Annotated in this window: 20 protein-coding genes; 13 read left to right on the top strand and 7 right to left on the bottom strand. The window is 57.6% G+C overall.

Going from position 1 to position 23,907, the window contains the following annotated elements; translation table 11 throughout:
* Window positions 1-206: 206 nt before the first annotated feature.
* The 5 genes from AKU94_RS01950 to AKU94_RS01930 all read right to left on the bottom strand — a co-directional run bounded on the left by AKU94_RS01950 (window position 207) and on the right by AKU94_RS01930 (window position 5,842).
* Window positions 207-1,271 carry a PDDEXK family nuclease gene (locus AKU94_RS01950; RefSeq protein ID WP_050525680.1) on the bottom strand — a complete coding sequence of 355 codons (1,065 nt, stop codon included), beginning with the start codon at window positions 1,269-1,271 and terminating at the stop codon, window positions 207-209.
* A gap of 580 nt (window positions 1,272-1,851) precedes the next feature.
* Window positions 1,852-3,051, bottom strand: a complete 1,200-nt coding sequence (locus AKU94_RS01945) for an IS91 family transposase (protein ID WP_050525679.1) — start codon at window positions 3,049-3,051, stop codon at window positions 1,852-1,854.
* Window positions 3,052-3,063: 12 nt separating this feature from the next.
* Window positions 3,064-3,951 (bottom strand): tyrosine-type recombinase/integrase, encoded by an 888-nt coding sequence (locus AKU94_RS01940; protein WP_050525678.1) that lies wholly within the window; start codon window positions 3,949-3,951, stop codon window positions 3,064-3,066.
* A gap of 188 nt (window positions 3,952-4,139) precedes the next feature.
* Window positions 4,140-5,279 carry a hypothetical protein gene (locus AKU94_RS01935; protein WP_157056357.1) on the bottom strand — a complete coding sequence of 380 codons (1,140 nt, stop codon included), beginning with the start codon at window positions 5,277-5,279 and terminating at the stop codon, window positions 4,140-4,142.
* Window positions 5,276-5,842 carry a DUF4365 domain-containing protein gene (locus AKU94_RS01930; protein WP_050525676.1) on the bottom strand — a complete coding sequence of 189 codons (567 nt, stop codon included), beginning with the start codon at window positions 5,840-5,842 and terminating at the stop codon, window positions 5,276-5,278. The genes AKU94_RS01935 and AKU94_RS01930 overlap by 4 nt, the downstream gene beginning before the upstream one ends.
* 580 nt (window positions 5,843-6,422) lie before the next feature.
* Here AKU94_RS01930 and AKU94_RS01925 point away from each other — a divergent pair.
* Entirely contained in the window at window positions 6,423-7,022 is a 600-nt protein-coding gene (locus tag AKU94_RS01925; RefSeq protein ID WP_050525675.1) for a hypothetical protein, read from the top strand.
* Window positions 7,023-7,047: 25 nt separating this feature from the next.
* On the opposite strand, the gene AKU94_RS01920 is transcribed toward AKU94_RS01925, so the two are convergent.
* Window positions 7,048-8,313, bottom strand: coding sequence for a tyrosine-type recombinase/integrase (locus AKU94_RS01920; RefSeq protein ID WP_050525674.1), 1,266 nt, complete (start codon window positions 8,311-8,313; stop codon window positions 7,048-7,050).
* 583 nt (window positions 8,314-8,896) lie between these two features.
* Between AKU94_RS01920 and AKU94_RS01910 the strand changes: the two genes are divergently transcribed.
* The 12 genes from AKU94_RS01910 to AKU94_RS01855 all read left to right on the top strand — a co-directional run bounded on the left by AKU94_RS01910 (window position 8,897) and on the right by AKU94_RS01855 (window position 23,348).
* Window positions 8,897-9,154 (top strand): helix-turn-helix transcriptional regulator, encoded by a 258-nt coding sequence (locus AKU94_RS01910; RefSeq protein WP_050525672.1) that lies wholly within the window; start codon window positions 8,897-8,899, stop codon window positions 9,152-9,154.
* Complete coding sequence (locus AKU94_RS01905; protein WP_050525671.1) at window positions 9,154-9,393, top strand: hypothetical protein; 240 nt, start codon at window positions 9,154-9,156, stop codon at window positions 9,391-9,393. The genes AKU94_RS01910 and AKU94_RS01905 overlap by 1 nt, the downstream gene beginning before the upstream one ends.
* Window positions 9,390-9,785, top strand: a complete 396-nt coding sequence (locus AKU94_RS01900) for a VRR-NUC domain-containing protein (RefSeq protein ID WP_050525670.1) — start codon at window positions 9,390-9,392, stop codon at window positions 9,783-9,785. Before AKU94_RS01905 ends, AKU94_RS01900 begins: the two co-directional genes overlap by 4 nt.
* Window positions 9,782-10,798: a helix-turn-helix domain-containing protein gene (locus AKU94_RS01895; protein ID WP_050525669.1), complete on the top strand. Its 1,017-nt coding sequence runs from the start codon at window positions 9,782-9,784 to the stop codon at window positions 10,796-10,798. Before AKU94_RS01900 ends, AKU94_RS01895 begins: the two co-directional genes overlap by 4 nt.
* Window positions 10,795-11,478, top strand: a complete 684-nt coding sequence (locus tag AKU94_RS01890; RefSeq protein ID WP_050525668.1) for a hypothetical protein — start codon at window positions 10,795-10,797, stop codon at window positions 11,476-11,478. Before AKU94_RS01895 ends, AKU94_RS01890 begins: the two co-directional genes overlap by 4 nt.
* A 268-nt stretch (window positions 11,479-11,746) precedes the next feature.
* Window positions 11,747-13,876 carry a type I restriction-modification system subunit M gene (locus AKU94_RS01885; protein ID WP_050525703.1) on the top strand — a complete coding sequence of 710 codons (2,130 nt, stop codon included), beginning with the start codon at window positions 11,747-11,749 and terminating at the stop codon, window positions 13,874-13,876.
* The gene (locus tag AKU94_RS01880; protein WP_050525667.1) at window positions 13,876-15,132 is read left to right on the top strand and encodes a restriction endonuclease subunit S; all 1,257 of its coding nucleotides are present in this window, start codon (window positions 13,876-13,878) and stop codon (window positions 15,130-15,132) included. Before AKU94_RS01885 ends, AKU94_RS01880 begins: the two co-directional genes overlap by 1 nt.
* Window positions 15,129-16,505 (top strand): AAA family ATPase, encoded by a 1,377-nt coding sequence (locus AKU94_RS01875; RefSeq protein ID WP_050525666.1) that lies wholly within the window; start codon window positions 15,129-15,131, stop codon window positions 16,503-16,505. Before AKU94_RS01880 ends, AKU94_RS01875 begins: the two co-directional genes overlap by 4 nt.
* Entirely contained in the window at window positions 16,502-17,173 is a 672-nt protein-coding gene (locus AKU94_RS01870) for a retron system putative HNH endonuclease (RefSeq protein ID WP_050525665.1), read from the top strand. Before AKU94_RS01875 ends, AKU94_RS01870 begins: the two co-directional genes overlap by 4 nt.
* Window positions 17,170-20,202 (top strand): type I restriction endonuclease subunit R, encoded by a 3,033-nt coding sequence (locus AKU94_RS01865; protein WP_050525664.1) that lies wholly within the window; start codon window positions 17,170-17,172, stop codon window positions 20,200-20,202. The genes AKU94_RS01870 and AKU94_RS01865 overlap by 4 nt, the downstream gene beginning before the upstream one ends.
* Window positions 20,203-20,733: 531 nt before the next feature.
* A complete protein-coding gene (locus AKU94_RS01860; RefSeq protein WP_050525663.1) occupies window positions 20,734-21,993 on the top strand; it encodes a site-specific DNA-methyltransferase in 1,260 nt (419 codons plus the stop codon).
* Complete coding sequence (locus AKU94_RS01855; protein ID WP_050525662.1) at window positions 21,990-23,348, top strand: site-specific DNA-methyltransferase; 1,359 nt, start codon at window positions 21,990-21,992, stop codon at window positions 23,346-23,348. The genes AKU94_RS01860 and AKU94_RS01855 overlap by 4 nt, the downstream gene beginning before the upstream one ends.
* Here the strand turns inward: AKU94_RS01855 and AKU94_RS01850 are convergent.
* On the bottom strand, window positions 23,301-23,907 hold a 607-nt coding region (locus tag AKU94_RS01850; RefSeq protein WP_050525661.1), incomplete at its 5' end, for an abortive infection family protein. The genes AKU94_RS01855 and AKU94_RS01850 overlap by 48 nt on opposite strands.

Raw genomic sequence — 23,907 nt, 5'->3', positions numbered from 1 at the left:
CGCAAGATACGCATTCGCGGGTTGATGTGGCGTTGATGTAAGCTGTTTGTCTATGCGCCGATCATAATCGCTTCCGGCCCATAGGAGAGATGCAGTCGGAACAGACTATCATGCGGTGCGGCTCGTCAAGCCGGACATTCGCCCCAACTGCAGCAAGAACTAGGGTCTGTGAGGCGATCAATGGAAGTAGCATACGGCTTGCGCTTCTATTCGGATGGCGCGAACTCGATCTCCTTGTCGTAGAATGCCTCGCGCAGATTGACCATGGCCTGCTTCCAGTCCGACCCGCCCCATTGATTCAGGAAAGCGTATGTCCGGCCACCGAAGTTGAGGAGTTCTTCGTCGCTGCAGAAGTATCGAGTAGGGTCGAAGCTGCGCCCCTCCTTCGCCCGCGCCTCTTTCGCTAGGCGATAGAAGTCCTCCGCGTTCACTTCCCCATCGACAAAAACGAGTGCCCGATTGGCGCGCGGGCCGCAATGTTCGGCGACTGTCTCCGGGGCGATGCCCTGCTCCACGAGATGGCGGAACGTCTGATAAATGGCGTGCCGCTTCCGCAGCCCAGATAGCTTACGCCCACCGAGACTGACATCGTAGCTGGTCCAGTCTCGGGTGTCCGAGCGCGCCTCTCGCTCCTTGCGCTTCTTCTCGCTAACCCGAACCTGATATTCCGCCATCTCCGGGAGCGGAATGATCTGCTGGACATCCACGAAAACTCGGCTGTCGAGGTCGTAAGGCTGGAGGCGCACACAGCGGATGTCGATGCCGCGCTCGATGAGCCAGAGAACCGAAGTCGTTAGCTCACGAGCGAACTCAGCTGAGGCTAAGACGATCCGGACGTCTTGCGCGAATGCATCTTCATCGGGCTCGTCCCACCCGAGGAACTCGAGTAGTTCTGCCCGCGCATCCGTGTCGGCCTTGCCGATTTGTGCGAGGTAGCGACTGAACACGTCGGCAGCCTGATCGAAGGTCATGGTCGAGACCATCGCTGCATAGCGGATGGCTTGGAGTTCCATGTGTCCGCCATCCTCGGTTCGTTTGAGTTCGATGACAACAAGGTTTGCATCGCGGTCGATGCCAAGCAGGTCGATGCGCCGACGCGACTCGTCCCAGTCTCCGAACTCTTCAGCAATGACCAGCGTATCGGGTGCAACCACAGAGATGTTCGCCCGAAGAAGGCGTTGAAGATCACGCCGCTCCTGCAGCCGCATCTGGCTGAATGTGGTCTTAAGTAAGGGGCGAATTTCTTCGCTGGCAAATTCGTAGATCGGCATAAGCAATTCCAACCTTTCGGAAATTTCCACTATTCAATCGCAGCACAAGCCGACAGGCAAGCGCCATCGAAATACACGGCCCTAAGCCCTAAGCCGCCGTTCGCGTGAAGCAAGGACGACTGCTTCCAGCCCATGAAGCGGACCCAAACAGCGTTATAATGTAGCCCGTGGCAGGTCACGTGGACCACAGGCAGCCCGGGAGGAAATTGGACCTTCGCTGCATCTCCGCAAATAGCGAACCTCCCTGAAGGTTTTTCGATGTGGGCCGCGGCACGACATTGGCGACAAAGAGCTGGCGGCCCACGTTGACAAACCTCGGAAGGAGGAAGCCGCGGGGGTCTTGGATCGGGCTATGGGGAAAGTGCCAGGACGGTTGGGGCGACGGCTGCGTCATGGGCGCGGCTTAAGGAGCGCATAGTCCCTGAGACGGGGATAAACGGACTTGATAATCCCGGAAACGCTGAGCGATTTGGCGTGAGCGCTATCGTGTTTCGTGCCGAAGACGGACGGGCGCAGCCTGTCGTGAACGGGTCTGCCGTAGGCAGCCGGTGGTGGTCTTTGGCATCTGACAGGCGGCGTGTCATGCGGCTTGCTCCCTCGGCGGTGCGCGCGACATCGGCTTTTGTCCACGGCGGAAGATTTCGATGATGCGCATGGGGCCGCCGCAACAGGGGCACGGTTCGCGCAGGGTGAGTGGGATGATCTCGGCGTTGGGTCCTGACAGAGTTGCCTGTCCGGTCTGCTGGACACACAGCAAGGCGCGGATCTTTGTGATGTTGGCCTTGCGAGCGGAGCTGGCCAGCAGACCGTAATGTCGGATGCGGTGGAAGCCATCAGGCAGCACATGGATCAGGAAGCGGCGGATGAACTCGGGCGTGGCCAGCCGCATGACCTTTTTGCGATCGCCTGACTTGGTGCGGTAGTCCTTCCATCGGAAGGCGACGGTTTGGGCATCGGCGCTGACCAGGCGGGCGTTCGAGATGGCGACCCTGTGGGTGTAGCGGCTGAGATAGGCCAGCACGGCCTCGGGCCCTCCGAAGGGCGGCTTGGCGTAGACTACCCATTCGGATTTGCGGAACGGGGCGAGCCAGCTGGCAAAAGCCTTTGCCGCCGACAATCCGGCCAGATCACCGAAGAAGACCAGTTGCCCAGCCCGGTGCAAATCCATCAGCCCGTCCAGAAACAGGCGTCGGAACAGCCGCGACAGCACCCGCACATGCAGGAAGAACCCCGGGCGACAGACGATCCAGTTCGTGCCGTCGGGCGACAACCCGCCGCCCGGAACGATCATGTGGATGTGTGGATGATGGGTCAGTGCTGATCCCCAGGTGTGCAGCACACTGGTCATGCCCACCCGCGCGCCCATGCGCTTGGGGTCGGCGGCGACGGTCATCACCGTTTCGGCGGATGCCTTGAACAACAGGCCATAGACTGCCTTCTTGTTCCAGAAAGCGATCTGCGCAATCTCGGCCGGCATCGTGAATACGACGTGGAAATATTCCACTGGTAGCAAGTCTTCGGCGCGCGCCTCCATCCAGTCGCACGCGGCCGGTCCCTGACATTTGGGGCAGTGCCTGTTCTTACAGGAATTATAGGCGATGTGATGGTGACCACATTTGACGCAACCGGCCACATGCCCGCCGAGCGCTTCGGTCCGGCAGGCTTCAATCGCTGACATCACCTTCAACTGGGACAGGCTGACATGCCCCGCATTCGCCTGCCGCCACGCAGGACCATGGGCGCGGAAGATGTCAGCGATCTCCAGTTTGGGCCGGGGCACCGGCCCTTGGCGCTATTCCACCCCTCGTCGCAAGGTCTCGTCTTGCAAGAGCTTCATCTGCTCGAAAGGGCTGACGGTGCTGCGGATAGTCTTTGTTGCCACATGGGCATACCGGGCAGTGGTCGTCAGCTTGGAGTGGCCAAGCAACACCTGGATCACCCGCACGTCCGTGTTGGCTTCCAGCAGGTGTGTGGCGAAGCTGTGCCGCAATGTGTGCAGCGTAGCGGCCTTCTGGATACCTGCCATGTGCTTGGCTGAGGTGAATGCACGGTTCAGTTGTCGGGACGATAGCGGGCTGATCTTTGGCTTGCCGGGGAACAACCACCCCTCGGGGCGCGACTCGCGCCAATAGTCGCGCAACAGATCCAGCAGGCTTGGCGACAGCATAGCCTTGCGATCCCGCCCTCCCTTGCCATCATCGACATGGATCAGCATCCGATCGCTGTCGATATCCTTGACCTTGAGGTTGCAGACTTCGGATGCACGCAGCCCGGCACCGTAACTGATGCCAAGAGCCGCCCGATATTTGAGCCCAGGGCCGGGCACGGCGGCCATCAAATCAGCCACCTCCTCGACACTCAGGACAATCGGCAATTTGCGGGGCTTGCGATGAAACTGCATGAAGCGTTTCATCTCATCGCGTCCACAGGTGATGCCGAAAAAGAACCGCAGGGAAATGATGCGCACGTTGTAGGTGCTGGCCGTCACGCCGTCCTGTGTCATCCTGAGCTGATAGGCGCGCAGATCTTCGGGGGTAGCTGTGTCGGGCGGCCGCCCGAGGAATGACGCGAAATGCTTCACATTCCGGATGTGGGCTTTTTGCGTCTTCTCGCACAGCCCGCGAATATCCATGTCTTCGATCATCCGCTGGCGCAGCGGGGTGGTCTTCTCCTCTGTCATGGGAACCTCCTGTCTGATGATTGAGAAGACCTCAATCGTCAGCCCAGAAGGGCCTGCCGCAAAGAAAAACCGTGAAATAAGTGCCGACCTCGCGGTCAGGTGCCAATGCCGCGGAGCGGCTTAGTCCAATCCACCGATAGCCGAAATTCATAATAGCTAAGAGAATTTTATAGCATAAAATGGCATGTCTAACGCTTGCCTGGAATCAACTCAAATTGCGTAATTTCCGTTAGACTTCTCGGTTGTTGTCCTGACCTCAATCTCCCTGTCACTCTAACATACGCTCCATTAGTCTCATGTGCTCTTATCGCATCAGAATACTGTGTCGGGTTCAAAGAGACATTGGCTCGGACTGATTGATCTTCGTCGGTTAGTAGTAAAACAAGCAAGACGCTTCCAGAACGCGAGCCATCTTCACCCATGTCGCCATCAAGTCTTTCGACGGTCCCAATATAAGATTCCGGTGCTTGCAACTCGACCGCACGTAATTCCTTTCGGACCTCCTCGATCCGAGAAAAATAGTCGCGCTGAATTCGAATTGGTTTCAGCTTGACCGCGCTAGTAATAGGTCGAAGTGACGACCAACTAAACCCAATATCAATAGAGTTCGCTAAATCATCATCATGCATAGCGGCCAACGCTTCACACATATTCGAAGATATCAGTGGGCTTGGCGACTCCTTGAGATCCCTAACTAGTTCATCTAGAGTGTCGGCCTCAACCGACCTGACAAGTTTATGAATACTTTGGCCCATTGTATTGAAAACCTGCCTTACAAAAGGCGCGTCATTTTCATCAATCTCTAATGATCCCTGTGCGTCAAGCGCGTTGATCGGGCAAGACACATTTATAATGAAACTTCCCACTTCTGTCTGGCCAAATCTAGAATGCCCAATCATTTGAAGCGCCTCTCTGTGGGACAGGCGCGGGTGCATTACACGAGGTTTCAAAACTGTGCATGCAGCTGATTTGATGAGTTTTTCGACATTTTCGACCAAGTTGGACGCGAAATCTAAAGGAAGTGTTGTGTCATCATATCTCGAATGAACTCGGAGCCTTAACCCATCATTTCGAACACTCGTAATACGTGGTATTATTGCTTGAACAGTTTCACCTGTAAGTTCTGCAAATTTTTCAACGACGCTCAGAGTGCTGTCTATAAAATCAGCTGCCGATTGTTGAACCGGGAATACTAACTGCCGTCTAGCATAATCTGGATTCTCTAATACATATAACTCGTCGTCCAGTGCAGCAGTATTTACCACCCAGCCATTTCCTTTGAGGAAATCACGTAAGTCAGTCGCATTTATTAGACTTAAGTTCTTCATGCTGGCCTTCCAGCGTATTTCAGTTTCTTGCCAGAAGCGATCTGGTCACAAATATCTGCAAGGTTAGCAACATCAAACTTTTGGGTCTTTGGCAGGTAGACTGTCTGCGAAGACCCGTTAGTCGAAGGTGGTGCATCTAGCAAGCTTACCCAATATGCACATTTACTGAGCGACAGTGTTTTTTCACTGTGGGTCAACCACGCCTTCTTACTCTTGGGTAGGAACAGAACGACGAGTATCCGTGGTGTAGCAACTGTGTCGCGACGCAAATCGTCGTATTGCTTGATCCCAGAGAAACTGTAGGACAAACACCCATTTTTTTCAACGGGCTCGCTTATGGTGGCCTTCAGCTGCACTTTGAGATCGACTTCATGACGATATCCGCCACTTGGAAACGGACCCCATGCAGTGATCTTTGCGTCGACTCCCGCATTGTCCTCGTGGCGGTTGGACACGGAGCAAGAAGCGCCAGCATGTGAGGCAACCGCATGTAGATATGCGTAGCTGAGTTCCGACTCCACATTCAGGTCACTGATCGGTTCCAACGATTTCGCCTCATCCACTCACGCGGCTCTAAGGCCACTTTTCTACATGTGTCAGACAAAATGCGTTGGAATGCAATGTTGCACTAAACGCATTACAGTCATGCTGCAAGAAAGCCCAGCAGAGGTCTCCTTCGACGGGCCGCACCGCAGCATCAGAAAGTATGGTTCGAGCTCTGCTCGGCCAGGTCACCTGGTTCCGCCGCGCCCTGCGACCTTGACTTTGCAGAGGGTGCTATCTGCACGTAGCGGCCGTTCGAGCTTGGTGCTGCGAAAGGCCGCTTTCCGCCGGATCTAAATTGGCTTGATTGACCGCTCGTTGCTCGTAAATGCCGTCAATATCATCTGCACTTATCCACAGCGACTTTCGGTCCCCCCTCTTGCTCCGAATCTTAGCCCGATGCAATCTGCGCGTGTGGGGAGAGCAGTCCTCAACCAAAAGCATAACAGGTCTATCGGAATGGCACTTTGGACAAGGTCGCAGCGCTTTGGCGCTGTGAACGGCGTTGTCTCCGATCATACTTACTCTGCGCTTTCCCGGCGCGGGCAGCAGGCGGTTTGAGTACGGCTCGTCCTCTGTCCAGAGGAGGATGTATCGATCATGGCCCTGCCGCCGCGAGTGTTTTTCACCCTTCATGAGGCCTCGGCGCGCTGGGGCTGCAATATCGCGGATATCGCGGGGTGGGCCCATACAGGCAGGTTTCAGATTTTGACTGGGATTTCAGCTGTCCGCTGTGGCGAGGAGATCATCGCGGGTATGGTGGTGCTGTCCCCTATGGAATTACTCCCGCTGTTTCGCCGGTGTGGCACCGGCCCCTCTGAAGGCGTCATGCGGCGCATCCAACCTTTGGGCCGCCAAGACTGGCTGCTGATCACGGATTCTGCTGGCGGCATTCCTGTTGGTTTGGCCGACATGATGATCCCTGCGGAGGAGGTCCATGCTTTTGAAGAGGAAAACGATATGGTTCGGCGGGTGGCATCCGGGCCAGGTGCCGCAACATCCTACGATTGGGAGGGGATGATGGTTGCCTTGATCCTGCGCATTCACGACCACGGGTTTCCCCCGACCCAAGCCGAGTTGGTCGCCGAAATGCAGGAATGGTTCGCGGATCAGACGGATGGCAAGAAGATGCCCGACAGCCGCAGCATTCGGCGGCGGATCACGCCGATATGGAAAGCCGTGCGGCGGGAGGATGCGTGATAATCTAGGTCCGCGCCGGGCCACGTCAGGCCGACTTGGCGTCGCCGTGATCGCCCGCGACGTGAACCAGCCGTGGTTTCGGCCGGAACGCAATCGCGACGGCATCGACACCGGCGCGCAGGGGCGAGTCCATCAGGTGGGCATAGCGCAGGGTGGTCTGCATCTGGCTATGCCCAAGCAGCTTGCCGATCATTTCCAGTGACGCGCCGCCACTGACCAGCAGCGAGGCGAAGGTGTGGCGCAGGTCGTGGATGTGCACATCAGATAGGCTGCACGTCTTCTGGATCTGGGCCCAAAACCGGCGCACCTCTTGCACCGGCTGGCCGGGCACATCTCCGGGAAACAGCCATGGGATGCCGCGCGGCATCAGAAGCTGGCGCTGGCGCACGATAGCGGCCGTTTCGTCCGAGATCGGCACACGGTGCGCGCGGCGCTGCTTCGTCATGGCAGGCGGCTTTGACCAGCTCATGTGTTCAAGGTTGAATTGTTCGAACCGCGCCTGCCGCACCTCGCCCAGCCGGGCACCGGTCAGCATGCACATGCGGATGATATCAGCGGCACGGCGATCTTCCGCAGCATCAAGGGCTGCGGCAAGGCTGGCGATTTCCTCCTGCGACAGAAACCGTTCGCGCGGTGTTTCAATGCGCCGGTGGAAGCGCTGGGCAGGGTTGTCCTCGCACCACCCCCATTGGACGGCCAGCGTGAACATCTTGCGCAGGACCTCCCCGATACGGTTGGCGCGCACTGGCGTAGGCTTCGCGGGCTGCAATTTGCGCGCCCGGTTGTTGGGCTTGTCCTTGTGCGGGCGGGCCCGGCCCGCGGCGATCTTGGTCAGCAGCTTGTCGACGTCAGTCTGCGTGATTTCTGTCACCAGTTTCCGACCCCAGACCGGGGCCACCAGCTTTGCCAGCGCGGATCGCTGGTCGGCCGCACTGCGTTCCGACAGTTTCGGCAGATGCTCGGCGCAGTAGCGTTCGATCAGGTCCGTCACGCGGGGTGCCTCGCGTTTGGTCTCGCGCTGGGCGAGCGGGTCGCCCCCGGCATCGATCTCGCGACGTAGTTCCTTGGCCCGTTCCCGCGCCGCTGACACCGACCAATCCGGCCAACGCCCGAAGGTCATCCGGCGCTGACGCCCGGCGTTGCGGTAATCGAGCGTGAATGCCCGGCCGCCGCCGCGGTAGATGCAGGCGGCAAAGCCACGCACGTCGGTGTCGAAGATCTGGTAGTCGCGCCCCGAGGCGGGTTCAGCCTCGCGGAGCACTTTTTCGGTTAGTTTGATGCGTTCGGGCATGCGTTGGTTCCTTCTTGCATCCGACATGAGGCGTGGTTTCGCCGCACTATCAAGTCAAGCATGCGAGCCCGGGTGGCAGGGAGGCAGAAGGTGGCGGAAAGGTCGCCATCCTTGCGCCACCCCATGTTTTTATGGTGTTTCGGCGCTGCGCTGATGGGCTGACAGGGGCGTCCACCCTGATCCAAAACAGGTATCGTGACCGTGGAAGCCCCTCTCCGGCACAAACCACCCAACAAGACCGGCGCGAATTTACGAATACCCAAGGAAATCAATGGGTGGCAGGGGTGTCGTGCCGGATGCCACCCCCACTTTGCCCACCAATGCCCGTAAAAGCCTGCCAATGCGGCTGTTCGCAGGTGTTTGCAGGTGTGGTGTCCATTTCGGCCCCGGGCCGCGAACTCTCGCACCATGACACTCCGCGCTCGTCAACCTCGAAAACCCAATAAAACAAGGGGTGGCGCAAGAGCGGCATCCTTTGCGCCACCCTGCGCCTTCCCGCCACCCCTTCGGCCCTGCGCTCACTGCTTTCTGCAAACGCCCCGTGACGCACACCGTCACCGGGCCCAGAAACAGGGAGACCCCGATGCCGCATCTCGGATCGATGCCAGACCCAAAGGACAAACCGCGCACGCTGCTGGTCGGCTGGATCAGCCGCCTTGATCTCGCGCTGGAGCTCGGCCTGTCGGTCGACACGCTACGCCGCTGGGAGGCCCAGCGCTTTGGACCGCCCTGCGTCCGCGCCGGGCGGAAGGTCTATTACCGTCGCGCCGCCGTCGAAGAGTGGCTGGAAGAGCAGGAGCAAGCCGCTCCGCGCCGCCGCCGTTCGGGAGGCCGTCGGTGATGCTCGTTCAAACCCGCACGTCCGACTGGCCCCAAGACCGGCTGGCCGAGGCACGCGCCGTCATCGCCGATGTCGCGCATCATTCCGACCACCTGATCCGGCTCGCCTGCAATGTCCTGGCCGCCCATGGCGACACCGCTGCCGAGCGTGAAGATGCGCAGCGGCTGTTGGTGGTGATCGACGCACGGCGGCCGGTGCGGTGTGCCCAGCGCGAAGAGAACGGGAGAGCCGCAGGATGATGCGCCGCGGCACACCCGAAGCTGATCTGCAGCGCTCTGTCGTGCAAGCCTTGCGCCTGGCACTGCCCCGCACGGCAATCATCCATCACTGCGCCAACGAGGTGACCGAGGCTGGCCCCCGCGGTGCAAAGCGCCAGGCGATCCTCGTCGGCATGGGCGTCCATGCGGGCTTTGCCGATCTGATGGTCCTGTGCGACGGCCGCGTGCTGTTTCTCGAGCTGAAAGCCCCGAAAGGACGGATGCGTCCGACGCAGGAGGCCTTCCGCGAAGCCGTGCTGGCGCAGGGTTTTGGCTGGGCCCTAGTGCGCAGCCTCGACGACGCGCTGGGCGCGCTGGCCGATCACGGTTTTACGACGCGCATTGCGCCTACTGTGCGGAGGCCCGCGCCATGAGCCATGACGCCACCAACTGGGCCATCAAGCAGCGCGGGTTAAAACCCACCACCAAGATCGTGCTCTGGCATCTCTGCGACCGGTTCAACCCGGACTTTGGTTGTTTCCCCTCACAGGCCCGGCTGGCCCACGATTGCGAGATCAGCCGGTCCACATTGAACGATCACCTGTGCCAGCTGGAGGCGCGCGGCCTGTTGCGCCGCGTGCCCCGGATTGATGCGGTGACCAAGCGCCAGTTGCCGACCCGCTACATCCTGGGGTTCGAGCGCGGCTTTACACCGCGTGATGTGGTTCCGAGTCCGGAAATCGGACACGGGACCGCAGGGGCTGTGGAAATCACCGATGACGCAGGCCCATACGGTCTCGATGAGCCTCGCGCGGTTGATCCGTGTCCAGATTTCGGACACGGGATTGACCCAAAAGCCGTGTCCGGATTTTGCCCCGACCCGTGTCCGGAAAACGGCCAAAGCCGTGTCCGAAATCCGGACACTAACCTTGTAAGAGAACCACTAAGTAAACCAGTAAAGGAGGAGGAGGACGCGGCTGCGCGCGAGGCTGATTTTGATCGGTTCTTTGCAGAGCTGCTCTCGGCGCTGGGCTTCGCCGCAAATGCCAGCCTGCCCGCCTGGTGGCAGGGCGCGCCAGCCAGAACCCATGTGCGCCGCTGGATCGACGTCCTCGGACTCTCCGAAGGCCGGATCATCGAGGTCGCCACCGAGACCCGACGCGATCACCCCAATCCCCCTGATGGACCCAAAGCGCTGGATCGGTTCATGGCACGCGCTGCCCAGCGCGATGCGCAGGCGGCTGCCAATGCCCTGACAGCCAAACGCAGCCGAAAGGCCCACGGAAAGCCACAGCACAGCGCGGATGAGCTGGCGGCGTTCTATGCGGCCAAAGTGAACTCCGACGAATACCTGCCTCCGAGCATGATCAGCGCCGCCATGTGTGGATTGATGCTGGAACGCGGTGTGGTCACGCCAGAACGCCTCCGGATGCGGGGTGTGCTATGACCTTGCAAAGACCTATCCTCAATCGCGGCGGACGCACAAAACTTGCGCTGGGCGTACAGGCGGCACTGGAATGGGCATTCCGGATCGAGAAGGCCCAACTAGAACTGCCGCATCCCAAGGACGTGTCGGAAGAAGGCTTTGGCTTCGGCCTGGAATACGTCCTGCTGCAACGCGCGGCGCTCGGCTGCAAGGTTGATGGCGGCCAGCACAAGATGGGCAGCTACACTCATCCCGACGCCGAGGTTATCGCCGCCACCGTCGCCGGGATGCCCGACAGCCTCGGCGGCATCCGCATGGCGATCCGCGTGGCTGAACTGGCGCGCGCCGGGCTGACACCGGACTGGATGCCCGGTGCGGTACCGCGCTGCGTGCCGGTCGAGACCAAACGCAATCAGCATGGCGAGCGGGCGACCACGGTGGTGGTGGGCACCGAGCGTGTGCTGACCCGCGGTAAATGGCGAACAGTGGAGGTTTTGGCCTGCCCGGTCACCTGGCGGCCACATCCGGAGCAGATCGCCTCGGCGCGGCGCGGCTATCAGGACTGGTGGCAGGCGCTGGATTGGGTTCGCGACGGGCTGATCGCAGGCAGAATGCTGCGAGAGGTCGAGGTGACGGACCGGATGCCGAAAGCGCAGCCATGGCAGAGGCGGCAATGGGCAAAGCCTTTGAATACCGCTTAGTGGCTAGATTTCAGCTTCTGGCTGAAATACTGTCCGGACGAGAAGTTGTAGAGGCAGATTAATCAATGGCATCAATGCATAACTGCGCTGAAATTCGCATTGAACCAACTCTATCGAAAAATCTGCCCCATATCGGCGATAGCTGGATGATAGAAAGTTGGCGAGAAGCCGACGCTTGCTCAATGAATCACAGCCTTCTATCGAATACAGACGAAGCGCCATGGGCAACAACAGCGCAACAGAGCCTTTCGTATTCCAGGATGCACCCATGAGCGCCAACTTCCAACAACTCGCCAACTTCATTTGGTCCGTCGCCGACCTGCTGCGCGGCCCGTACCGCCCACCGCAGTATGAGCGAGTGATGCTGCCTCTCACCGTATTGCGCCGTTTCGACGCAGTTCTGGCGCACAGTAAGGAGGCCGTTCTCAAGCGCCATGCTGAGCTGAGCGACAAAGGCATCCAAAACATAGACGCCATCCTCAACAACCTGGCGAAGGATGAGGACGGGGAACCGCTGGGCTTTCACAACCACAGCCAGCTCGATTTCTACAAGCTCAAGGGCGACCCAGACAACATCGGCCGCCACTTGGCCGACTACATTGCTGGCTTCTCCGAGAACATCCGCCGAATCTTTGAACGCTTCGAGTTCGACAAGGAGATTGAGAAGCTCGAAGAATCAAATCGCCTGTACCAAGTGATCGCGCAGTTCGCCGAAATCGACCTGCATCCTCGCAATGTCGACAACATCACGATGGGCCTGGTCTTCGAAGACCTGATCCGCCGCTTCAACGAAGCTGCCAATGAAACAGCTGGAGATCACTTCACCCCGCGGGAAGTCATCCAGCTCATGGTCAACATGCTGCTCGAACCCGATACCAGTGTGCTCACGCAAGCGGGCGTGATCGTCACCATCTACGATCCGGCGTGTGGAACGGGAGGTATGCTAGCCGAAGCGCAGAACTGGATTCGCGCCCACAACGAACGGGCGACAGTCAAGGTCTTTGGGCAGGACTATAACCCAAGATCATACGCCGTAGCCGCCTCCGACCTGTTGATCAAGGGCCACAAGGATGGCCAGGTAGTGCTTGGGAACACCCTCACCGATGACCCTTTTCCTAATCACAAGTTCGACTACCTGCTGGCCAATCCGCCTTTCGGCGTCGACTGGAAGGCGGAGAAAAAGACTATAGACCGGTGGCCTAACTTCCGTGGCTACAGTGGAAAGTTGCCGCGCATAAACGACGGTGCCTTGCTATTCTTGCTTTATATGATGAGCAAGTTCCAAGACTATAAAACCGGTGATCGCGAAAACACCGGCTCACGCTCGGCAGTTGTTTTTAATGGTTCGCCACTTTTCACCGGCGGTGCGGGTAGCGGCGAGAGCGATATCCGTCGTTGGATCATTGAGCGCGACATGCTTGAGGCCATTGTGGCCCTGCCCGAACAAATGTTCTATAACACTGGCATTGGCACGTTCATCTGGGTGGTCACGAACCGAAAGGCCGACCGTCGCAAGGGCAAAATTCAACTGATCGACGCCCGCGCTCGCTATACGCCAATGAAGCGCAGCTTGGGCGACAAGCGCCGCTACCTCGACCAGGCCGCGCTCGATACCATAACCCGAGAACATGGCACCACGGAGAACAGCAAAACCAGCCGCGTGTTCGACAACACCTACTTCGGCTACCGCCGGATTACAGTGCTGCGCCCGCTGCGCCTGCGTTTCCAGATCACCGACAAAGCGCGCGAGCGCTTCCTCAACACAACCCCCGAACTTTTCGATGCCCTGCAGGCCGTGCAAGATCAGCTTGGGCAAGAGCCGCTGCTGGATTGGAACCACGCGTGGGACACCGTTCTACAGATATTCAAGGCTCTGCCTAGCGACGTAGAGAACTGGGCCAAGGGCGCCAAGGGCACGGCGCAGAAGAAAATCTTCCGTGAGTGCTTCACCAACGTGGCTCAAGAGGCAGCACCAGTCGTCGCAAAACGACACAAGGTTCGTCCGCTGGATCGAGCCGCCCTGTTTCCTGGCCAGACCTTGACCGCTGACATCGCGAAAGAGGACCTCTATGCTCTGCTGGGTTTGTATAGCGACGGAAAGGGCAAGCACACCGAGTACGAGCCCGATCCGGCGCTTAAGGACGCCGAGAACATTCCCCTGAAAGAAGACATCGTCAGCTATGTCTTACGCGAGGTGCGCCCATACGTGTCCGATGCGTGGATCGACCGTCAGGCACTGGACGAACAAGACGGTGGTATTGGAAAGGTGGGCTACGAAATTAACTTCAACCGCGTGTTTTTCCAATATCAGCCGCCGCGCCCACTGTACGAGATCGATGCGGAACTGGCTGGCGTCGAGCAGCGCATTCTGGCGTTGCTGCGGGAGGTAACTGAGTGATGACGCCTAAGGATTGGGCCACAATTCCGCTGCGCTACGTTAGCAAACTAAACCCATCAGTTTCTCTGGAAGAGTTTAACGAGAGCGACATGATCACGTTTCTGCCAATGGATAGGATCAAGAGCGGTTTTTTTATTCCAAACATGGAAACCTATTCAAAGTACACGCCATCGTACAACGTCTTTGCAGAAGGTGATATCCTTCTTGCAAAAGTTACGCCCTGCTTTGAGAATGGAAATATTGCAATTTCTAAGAACCTTGTCGGGGGAAAAGGCTTTGGGACTTCGGAAATATTTGTAATTCGACCAACGGCGATTGATCGAAAGTTCCTTTTCTATTACTTACAATCTTCCAGTTTCAAGCAAGATGGTGAAGCCTCTATGACTGGCGCTGGAGGGCTCAAGCGGGTCTCGCCTGAACTGCTCCGACAACACCACCTCCCTAGGCCTTCGAGCGAGACTCAGCGCCTCATCGCCGACTACCTCGATCGCGAAACAGCACGCATTGATGAGCTGGTTTCCGAAAAGCAAAAAATGCTGGCCTTGCTGGAAGAAAAGCGCGTCGCCCTTGTCAGCCGAGTCGTCATCCGCGGACTCGACCCCGGAGCCGCGCTTAAAACTTCAAACCAAGATTGGCTGGGCGCGATACCAACACATTGGAAGGAGCAGCGAGCGAAAGGGCTTTTTCGTGAAGTCGACAGACGGACGGATACTGGGGAAGAGACACTACTTTCGTTGCGAATGGGGAAAGGATTAGTGCGCCACAACGATGTATCGAAAAAATTCCTGAAAGCAAGTGATGTCATTGGGTTCAAGAAGATCGAGCCTGGCCAAATGGTAATCAATCGAATGCGTGCGGCCAGTGGACTAATTGCGGTCGCTAGTGAGCCAGGCTTAGTAAGCCCTGATTACGCAGTGTTCGACGTTTTAAACAATGAACTATCAATTGAGTACTTTCTGGAGCTGTTCAAGACATCACTTCTTCAAGCGGTGTTCAGGTCATCTTCAAAAGGTCTTGGTACTGGCGAACAAGGTTTCTTGCGTCTTTATACAGATGCTTTTCTATCCCTCCACTTTCCTTACCCTCCTATCGAAGAACAGCAGGCTATTGTAACGTTCATCGAACAAGAGCGCTCACATATTCGTCATATGGAGGGCTTGCTTCTTCGGTCAGTTTTTTTGGCTAAAGAACGCCGCGTTGCACTGATCACGGCTGCCGTCACCGGCCAAATACCTCCAGAGGAAATGCTCGGATGAAACTAAAGAAACTCGTTTTAGCAAATTTTCGGGGTTTTGAGCAGATCGACCTCGATTTTTCAGATGACGTGACCGTGATCGCTGGAGTAAACGGAGTAGGTAAATCCGGCATATTGAAGGCGCTCACAGCCGCTCTCTCGCTAGCATTGCCGAAGTTCACGGTTTCCAAAGAACCGACCCTTGGCTTGAGCGATACCGATGTTCAGTCAGGCAAGCATGGATTATCAGTCTCGGCCACGCTGCGCCTCGATTTATCCTACGCTATAGTCGATTTGACTCACGCGGCTCCGCTTTCAGCCGAACGAACCGAGAATTTGATAAAGCGTCGGGACGAACTGCGCTTTGCCACACGAGAGACAAAGAAGGGCTCAAAAGAAGAGCAGGAAATCAATGATGAGATCAGGCCTATTGAAATCCAGCTCGATCAAGCATCGAATATAGCGGCTGTGCGCTTCTTGTCCGAAAATGTGACCGCTGACGTGGCTTCGCTAATCATTGAGGCAAAGGGCGATCGCAGGCAACCGCTCGCCGTGCTCTATACGACATCACGTTTTCTATCTCGATTACCACCGGCTCTGCCAAAAACAAAAAAAATAGATGCCGCGGCAGCATATGACAAGTCCCTTAACCAAGTCGAAGTCTCCCTCAATGACTTCGCAAACTGGTATCGGGTGATCTCATCTGAAGCATCCACTGCTACCAAAGACCGTCTCTTTCAGCAGCTGGGACAGGCAATCGGAAAATTTCTACCGGAGGTCTACAATCTGATGCTGCACGACACAAGGCCACCGCGATTCAGCGTGACAAAGAATGACCAAACGCTATTTCTCGAACAACTCTCTGATGGCGAAAGAGGCCTGCTAGCCTTAGTGTTTGATCTGACTCGTCGTCTCGCAATCGCCAACCCAGACAGCGACAACCCAATAGCCGAGGGCGTTGCTATAGTGTTGATTGACGAGATCGAGCTGCACCTACATCCAAGGTGGCAGCGACGGGTATTAAGACTTCTTAAAAACACGTTCACGTGTTGCCAGTTCATTGTAACAACCCATTCTCCACAAATCATTGGCCAAGTGCGCCCTGAAAAATTGCGACTATTGCACCATGGAGAGACAGGAAAAGTAGTTCAGGCCAGGACTTCCCAGTCTTTTGGTATGGACAGCAGCTGGATTCTGCAAAACATTATGGGCGTGACCGCCCGAGACTACGAGACTGAGCAACGAATTTCTGCAATCTATCAAGCAATTGATGAAGACGACTTGAAGAGAGCACGAAGTCTTGCAGAAGAGCTACGCGCGGAAATTGGTGATTTTTCGGATCTGCAGGAGGCTATAGCGCTGTTGGACCGCTTCGCGCTATTGAGCTCTGAATGAGAAGGATTGTTAAGACACATTCACCTCAGGAGCTGCAATCGTGGAAAGACGAGAATCGGGATATCAATCACACCTATCGTGATCTGTTAGGAACACAGGCACATGGTGCCCTAAAGTCAAAGCTACTTGACGAGCAGGGGTGGCTTTGCGCCTACACGGGACGTTCGATAAACAGCGACTCGTCCCATGTCGAGCATGTGAAACCCCAGTGCGAATGTGCTGAATGGGAGGACGTCGAGTACAGGAACGTTGTTGCCTGCTTTCCCGCCGATGGTGGGGACAGTTCTCACGGCTACGGTGCACCGGTCAAGGGAGGTTGGTGGGATGTCGACTTGTTCTTATCACCTCTATCTGACGATTGTGATCGGCGCTTTCGCTTCGTCTGGAGCGGCCATGTTCACCCCAATCCTGTCGACCATGACGTAGCATCAAAAACAATAGAAGTTCTTCAATTGGATTCATCCACACTGCGTCAATTGAGAAAAGCAAGGATAGATGGTTTCTTCGGATTCGGACTAAAGACCCGGAACCGCCCTTTATCTATCGCAGATGCAAAAATCGCCCTAGCTAACATCGAAGAACGTAACAAAGACGGTCGCCTTCAGGAATTTTGCTTTGTACTCAAACAGCTACTTCCAAAGTACATCGAAGGGGGCGCAGGGAGATGAGCATAGGGCGCACCAGCGAAGCCGCTTTTGAAACCGCAATCGAATCGGTTCTGCTTGCTGATGGGTATACACGGGTTGCCGCAAAAGGCTTCGACCGCAAACTTGCGATCTTTCCTGATGAAGCATTGGCATTCATCAGCACCACCCAAGGCAAGGTTTGGGCAAAGCTGGAAGCGCTGCATGGCGAGCAAACCGGTACACGGGTGCTGGAATCGCTATGCAAGTGGCTGGACAGCCATGGCGCACTAGCCACACTGCGCCATGGCTTCAAATGTTTTGGAAAGACTCTGCGGATCGCCTATTTCCGCCCAGCGCACGGGCTTAACCCAGAACTTGAGGCGCGATACCAAGCCAATCTTCTAGGTCTCACGCGCCAACTGTATTTCAGCCCGAAGAACGAAAAGTCGCTGGATGTGGTGCTGTCGGTTAACGGCATTCCTTTGGTGACGTTAGAGCTAAAGAACCCCTTGAGTGGGCAAACTGCGGTTAATGCGATCCACCAGTACCGCCACGACCGAGACCCGAGAGAACCAATCTTCTTGTTCACCAAGCGCGCTTTGGTGCACTTCGCTGTGGACACCGAGGAAGCTCACATGACCACGCGGCTGGCGGGCATCTCAACACATTTTCTTCCCTTCAATCAGGGCATGGACGGCGGTGCCGGTAACCCACCGGACAGCGCGGGGCGTAACTACAAGACGGCCTACCTGTGGGAAGAAGTGCTGCAACGAGACAGTCTGCTTGATCTGCTAGCCCGCTTTCTGCATCTGAATGTGGAAGAAAAAACTGCGGATGACGGGAAGGTGGTGCGAAAGGAGAGCCTCATTTTTCCGCGGTATCACCAGTTGCAAGCGGTGCGCCAGATGGTGGAGGCCGCAGCCCGCGAAGGCTTGGGGCATAATTATCTGGTCGAGCATTCGGCAGGCAGCGGTAAAAGCAACACCATCGCTTGGCTGGCGCATCGCGTTTCCAGCTTGCACAATGAACATGACGAGCGGATTTTTGATAGTGTCGTAGTCATCACTGACCGCGTGGTGTTAGACCGCCAGTTGCAAAACACCATTTACCAATTCGATCATCGGCAAGGCGTGGTGCAAAAGATTGACGGGGACTCACGCCAACTGGCCGAAGCGTTGGAAGTTGGCGTGCCGATTATCATCACCACTCTGCAGAAGTTCCCATTCGTTTCCCGGCAGCTGGCCAAGCTGAGCGATGAGCGCGGTGAAGGCAGCAGGAGCCATCTACCAACACGCAAATATGCGGTGATTATCGACGAGGCCCACAGTTCGCAATCGGGCGAGACGGCGACGGAGCTCAAGGGCGTGCTGGGCGGCGCGGAGCTGCGCCTTAGGGCGCAGGAGATGGCTGAGGAGGAAGGCGAGGGTGAACTCGAGCTCCTGTTCCGTTCCATGGCGAAGCGTGGCAAGCAGCCGAACATGAGTTTCTTCGCTTTCACCGCTACGCCCAAACACAAGACTCTGGCGATTTTTGGACGCGATGGCGAACCCTTCTGCCGTTTCACAATGCGTCAGGCGATTGAGGAAGGCTTCATAGAAGACGTGCTGAAAAGCTACGTCACCTATAAGACTTACTATACGCTGATTAAGAATGCCGCGGACGATCCGAACGTGGAACGCAAGAAAGCTGCCAAGGCGCTGGCTCGCTTTATGCGCCTGCATCCGCACAATATCGGCCAGAAGACTGAGGTGATGGTCGAGCATTTCCAGCAATTTACGCGCCACAAGATCGGCGGCCACGCCAAGGCCATGGTTGTGACCGGCTCGCGGTTGGAGGCAGTGCGGTATAAACAAGAGTTTGACAGATACATTCAGGAGAAGGGCTATCCGATCAAGAGCCTGGTCGCGTTCTCAGGCAGTGTTGAAGACGACAAATATTTGCAGAAAAGCTATACCGAAGTGGAGATGAATGACGGTTTAAGGGAGAAAGAACTGCCCGACACATTCGCTAAGCCTGATTTCCGCGTATTGCTGGTGGCCGAGAAATACCAGACCGGCTTCGATCAGCCGCTGCTGCACACGATGTACATAGACAAGCGCCTCGCAGGCATTCAGGCCGTACAGACGCTGTCGCGCTTGAACCGCACCCATCCGCTCAAAGACGACACATTCGTGCTCGACTTTGTCAACGAGCCGGGTGAAATCAAGGAGGCCTTCCGCCAATATTACGAAGGATCCGTGATGGGCGAGCAAGTCGATCCCGACAAGCTATACGAGGTCAAGGCGGAACTGGACGCCTCGGACATCTACTTCCAAACAGAAGTCACCGAATTTGCGAGGGTATTCTTCGCGCCGAAGCGACGCCAGAGCCCAGGCGACCACAAGATGATGAACGCGATCCTGGATCAGGCAGTCTTGCGTTTCCAGCGGCTGCAGACCACGCAAGAGGATGAAGCTGAGCTTTGGCGCGGAAAGCTGCAAGCCTTCCGCAACTTGTACAGCTTCCTGAGTCAAGTGATCCCATATCAAGACAGCGATTTGGAGAAGCTGTTCACTTACTTGCGACACCTCGCACTGAAACTGCCCAAGCGCAAGAGTGGGCCGGGATACAAATTCGACGAGGAGGTCGAACTCGACTACTACCGGTTGCAGAAAATCAGTGAAGGTTCAATCAGCCTCAACGACGGCGATACCAAACCACTGGATGGTCCGCGAGAGGTGGGGTCAGGCATGGTGCGCGAGGAACACGTCTCGCTGTCTCGCCTCATTGACACGATCAACCAGCGGTTCGGCGGCGAGCTTAACGAAGCGGATCAATTGTTCTTCGATCAGATCGCCGAAGCTGCGAGCCTGCAAGAGTCGCTGCAGAAAGCGGCCGAGGTCAACTCGCTCGACAAGTTTCAGCTTGTATTTCGGCAGGTGCTCGAGTCCCTGTTCATCGATCGAATGGACCTAAACCAGGAGCTATTCGCCGAGTACATGGGCAAGCCGGAGATGCAGGAACTAGTGTCTAAGTGGCTGGGAAGCCAAGTCTATGATCGGCTTTCTGCAGCAAAGACTACCAGTAAATAGCATGAACTAAACATCTGCGTTTCCGCTTGATTTTCGGTAGTTCCCTAGAGTCGCGCCCCCCTTGGCATGGTTCCTCCCTGGCCCTTAATGTATGCGGGGGGGCGCAGCGCGGCATTTCGCTAGCGCGTGGCTTTTTCACCGGGGAAGCCACTTGGAAGCCACCCCCACAGATCGCCTCGGCATTATGACTCATTATCAGTGACTTACCCAGCACGCAGCGCGCGCAAGGTGGATTTCTTTCGGAAGCCAGGGCGGCCACCTGATGGAAGCCACCCTCGCCAGTAGCCACCATAGGAACGCATCTCTCCGCCAGAAGCTTCCGGCCATCTCTGAACACGTTGATTCCAAGGCAGAAAATGGATTGACATTTCTAGCCCCCTTGACCTACCTATTAATCATCGAAGAATTGCGCCCGGAGGATGACCCTCGCGGGCGCCTTCGTTTTTCCCCACATCGCGGATCCTGATCGTGACGCTGGCATCGCCCGGCGCGCATCGGCACGTCCGCCCTGCCCCAAATGAGAACCGCCCCATGGACCTGGTCTTCGCACCGAGCCAGATCGAGACTTGGCCTCTCGACCGGCTGCGCCCCTATGCCCGCAACGCCAAGATCCACGGCACTGACCAGGTCGCCAAGATTGCAGCCAGCATGGCGAAGTTCGGCTGGACCGTGCCCTGCATGGTGTCTGACGATGGGGAACTGATCGCGGGGCACGGCCGGGTGCTGGCGGCGGTGATGTTGGGCCTGAAGGATGTGCCGGTGATCCGGCTCAGCCACTTGGATGAGGCCGAACGCCGGGCCTACCGTATCGCCGATAACAAGCTGACCGAGCTGGGCGAATGGGACGAGGCCATGCTGCGCGACGAGATCGCCGGGCTGCTGGCCGAGGATTTCGACTTGTCGTTGCTCGGGATCACCGACGAGGATCTGGATGCCCTGCTGCGCGATCCGGATCAGGTCGAGGGTGGTGCGATTGAAGGTGAGGACAACATTCCCGAACCGCCGGTCACGCCGGTGTCGGCTGCGGGTGACCTCTGGCAGCTTGGGTCGCACCGGCTGATCTGCGGTGACAGCACGGCCGGCGATGTGGTCGGACGGCTGCTCGGCGATGTTCGCCCTCTGCTAATGGTCACCGACCCCCCCTATGGCGTGGAATATGATCCCTCTTGGCGCAACCAGGCGGGCGCGGCCAAAACGAAGCGTACCGGCAAGGTGTTGAACGATGACCGTGCTGACTGGCGGGAGGCTTGGGCGCTGTTCCCCGGCGATGTCGCTTATGTCTGGCACGGCGCGCTGCACTCCTCGACCGTTGCCGAGAGCCTGGTGGCCGCAGGTTTCGCAGTCCGGTCGCAGATCATCTGGGCCAAGGACCGGCTGGTTCTCAGCCGTGGCGATTATCACTGGCAGCACGAACCTTGCTGGTATGCCGTGAAAAAGACCGGCAAGGGCCATTGGGCTGGGGATCGCAAGCAGACAACGCTGTGGCAGATCGCCAACAAGGATCAAGATGCGGCGACCGTCCATGGCACGCAGAAGCCGGTGGAATGCATGCGCCGCCCGATCCTGAACAATTCCAACCCCGGCCAGGCGGTGTTTGAACCCTTCATGGGATCCGGCACCACGTTGATCGCGGCTGAAACCACGGGCCGTGTGTGCTTCGGGATCGAGTTGAACCCGGCTTATGTCGATGTGGCCATCGAGCGCTGGCAGCAATTCACCGGCGCGAATGCCGTCTTGGCCGAAACCGGCGAGACGTTCGCGGACCTGAAAGCCAAAAGGCTGGCGGTATGAACGCGCCCGTCTCGCCCAAGCAGATCGAATACTGGCCCCTCGCCCGGCTTAAACCCTACGCCCGCAACGCGAAGACCCACGACGCCGATCAGGTGGCCAAGATCGCCGCCAGCATGGCCGAGTTCGGCTGGACGGTTCCGGTGCTGGTTGCCGCCGATGGCGAGTTGATCGCGGGCCATGGGCGGGTCCTGGCCGCCGCCCACCTCGGCATTTCCGAAGCGCCAGTCATCGTGCTGGGCCATCTGAACGAGGCGCAGCGCCGGGCTTATCGCATCGCCGACAACAAATTAACCGAGCTGGGCGGCTGGGATGAGGGCCTGCTACTGCAGGAATTGCAGGCGCTGTTGGCAGGGGACTTTGACCTCGGGCTGATTGGCATCCCAGAGGATGAGCTGGAAGCTTTGCTGGCGGACGCTGACGACCGCCCGGCAATTTCAGACGATGCCGCCGATTCCATCCCCGAGCCACCCGCCGATCCGATCACCAAGCCGGGCGAAATCTGGGCGCTGGGCAAACACCGGCTGTGCTGCGGCGATGCAACGGATCCTGCCGCCGTGGCCCAGCTGATGCAGGGCGAACAGGCGACGCTGATGTTCACCTCGCCACCCTATGCCCAGCAGCGCGACTACGGCGCGGCCAAGGAAAAGGTCAGCGATTGGGATGCGCTGATGCAGGGCGTGTTCGCAGCGGCCCCGGTCACCGATGACGCACAGCTATTGGTCAACCTCGGCCTCGTGCATCGCGACAGTGAATGGCAGCCCTATTGGGAAGGATGGGTGGAATGGATGCGCACCTCTGGCTGGCGACGCTTTGGTTGGTATGTTTGGGATCAGGGGCCGGGATTGCCGGGCGACTGGAACGGCCGCCTGGCCCCCTCGCACGAGTTCATTTTCCACTTCAATCGCGCGCCGCGCAAACCGCACAAGACCGTCCCGTCCAAGCACGCGGGCAAAACCCTCGGCGGCGGTGGACTGCGCGGTGCCGACGGCACCGTCCACGCCAAGACCGGGACCGGCAACGCGATCCAGAGCCACCGCATCCCGGACAGCGTCTTCCGCATCATGCGCCACAAGGGCGGACTGGGCGGGGCCGGATCGCATCCGGCAGTGTTCCCGGTCGCGCTGGTCGAGGCGGTGCTGACAGCGTTCTCGGATCTCGGTCATCTGATCTACGAGCCGTTCTGCGGCTCCGGCACCCAAATCGTTGCCGCCGAGCGCGCTGGGCGGCGCTGCTTCGCGATGGAGCTAGACCCGGTCTATTGCGACGTGGAGGTGCGGCGGTGGGAGATGGCAACTGGGAAGACTGCGTTACGGACCGTCGATCAACTCCAAGACATAGGCCGCAACGGTGTGTGAGGCATGGATTGCCAAGCGCGCGTGCCGAGGCTTTATGGTGAAGTTGCGCGTCTGCTCTTCTGACTTTCCATGCGCACCACTTTTCGTGTTTCGGAGGTGCATTATCCCATCGACAATGCTGTTCAATCCAGACGCAATCTTTTTCAGATCTTTGCTGTCCCAATCAACCGGGCGTAGCCCAATTTGCTCCGCTGATGATTTCCAAAGTTCTGCAAGGGCATCACCGCTGCCGTAGGGTTTTCCTTTGTGATCAAGATAAGCCTTCAGCGCAGCTTCAAGCACATTTCCGGCGTAGTGCGCAGCCGCATGCGGGTCCTTTTCGATCTGAGCCAAAGCACGTTGTATCTCAACATCTACCGACGCCAATCCGTGCTTTTTGACAGCTTCTTCCAGTGAAAGGGTAGATGTCGTGCCAGCTCGAACGATGTTTCCGCCGCGAACGTAAGCCAAACCTTCGCGCGCCAAGGTTTCCTTTATCTTGATTTTCTCTTGCTCAAGGTTTGCGGCATGATCATCGCCAGCACTTAGCCAAAAAGTGTTTGTTGGCACTGCCTTTTCC

The organism is Pseudorhodobacter aquimaris (assembly GCF_001202025.1).
GTDB classification, from domain to species: domain Bacteria; phylum Pseudomonadota; class Alphaproteobacteria; order Rhodobacterales; family Rhodobacteraceae; genus Pseudorhodobacter; species Pseudorhodobacter aquimaris.
This window is presented reverse-complemented; position numbering and strand designations above follow the sequence as displayed.

What these genes read in the sequence shown, in the direction of transcription:
- AKU94_RS01950 (WP_050525680.1), bottom strand. Translation starts at nt 1,271, where the DNA reads ATGCCGATCTACGAATTTGCCAGCGAAGAAATTCGCCCCTTACTTAAG.
- AKU94_RS01940 (WP_050525678.1), bottom strand. Translation starts at nt 3,951, where the DNA reads ATGACAGAGGAGAAGACCACCCCGCTGCGCCAGCGGATGATCGAAGAC.
- AKU94_RS01935 (WP_157056357.1), bottom strand. Translation starts at nt 5,279, where the DNA reads ATGAAGAACTTAAGTCTAATAAATGCGACTGACTTACGTGATTTCCTC.
- AKU94_RS01925 (WP_050525675.1), top strand. Translation starts at nt 6,423, where the DNA reads ATGGCCCTGCCGCCGCGAGTGTTTTTCACCCTTCATGAGGCCTCGGCG.
- AKU94_RS01920 (WP_050525674.1), bottom strand. Translation starts at nt 8,313, where the DNA reads ATGCCCGAACGCATCAAACTAACCGAAAAAGTGCTCCGCGAGGCTGAA.
- AKU94_RS01910 (WP_050525672.1), top strand. Translation starts at nt 8,897, where the DNA reads ATGCCGCATCTCGGATCGATGCCAGACCCAAAGGACAAACCGCGCACG.
- AKU94_RS01905 (WP_050525671.1), top strand. Translation starts at nt 9,154, where the DNA reads ATGCTCGTTCAAACCCGCACGTCCGACTGGCCCCAAGACCGGCTGGCC.
- AKU94_RS01900 (WP_050525670.1), top strand. Translation starts at nt 9,390, where the DNA reads ATGATGCGCCGCGGCACACCCGAAGCTGATCTGCAGCGCTCTGTCGTG.
- AKU94_RS01895 (WP_050525669.1), top strand. Translation starts at nt 9,782, where the DNA reads ATGAGCCATGACGCCACCAACTGGGCCATCAAGCAGCGCGGGTTAAAA.
- AKU94_RS01890 (WP_050525668.1), top strand. Translation starts at nt 10,795, where the DNA reads ATGACCTTGCAAAGACCTATCCTCAATCGCGGCGGACGCACAAAACTT.
- AKU94_RS01885 (WP_050525703.1), top strand. Translation starts at nt 11,747, where the DNA reads ATGAGCGCCAACTTCCAACAACTCGCCAACTTCATTTGGTCCGTCGCC.
- AKU94_RS01880 (WP_050525667.1), top strand. Translation starts at nt 13,876, where the DNA reads ATGACGCCTAAGGATTGGGCCACAATTCCGCTGCGCTACGTTAGCAAA.
- AKU94_RS01875 (WP_050525666.1), top strand. Translation starts at nt 15,129, where the DNA reads ATGAAACTAAAGAAACTCGTTTTAGCAAATTTTCGGGGTTTTGAGCAG.
- AKU94_RS01870 (WP_050525665.1), top strand. Translation starts at nt 16,502, where the DNA reads ATGAGAAGGATTGTTAAGACACATTCACCTCAGGAGCTGCAATCGTGG.
- AKU94_RS01865 (WP_050525664.1), top strand. Translation starts at nt 17,170, where the DNA reads ATGAGCATAGGGCGCACCAGCGAAGCCGCTTTTGAAACCGCAATCGAA.
- AKU94_RS01860 (WP_050525663.1), top strand. Translation starts at nt 20,734, where the DNA reads ATGGACCTGGTCTTCGCACCGAGCCAGATCGAGACTTGGCCTCTCGAC.
- AKU94_RS01855 (WP_050525662.1), top strand. Translation starts at nt 21,990, where the DNA reads ATGAACGCGCCCGTCTCGCCCAAGCAGATCGAATACTGGCCCCTCGCC.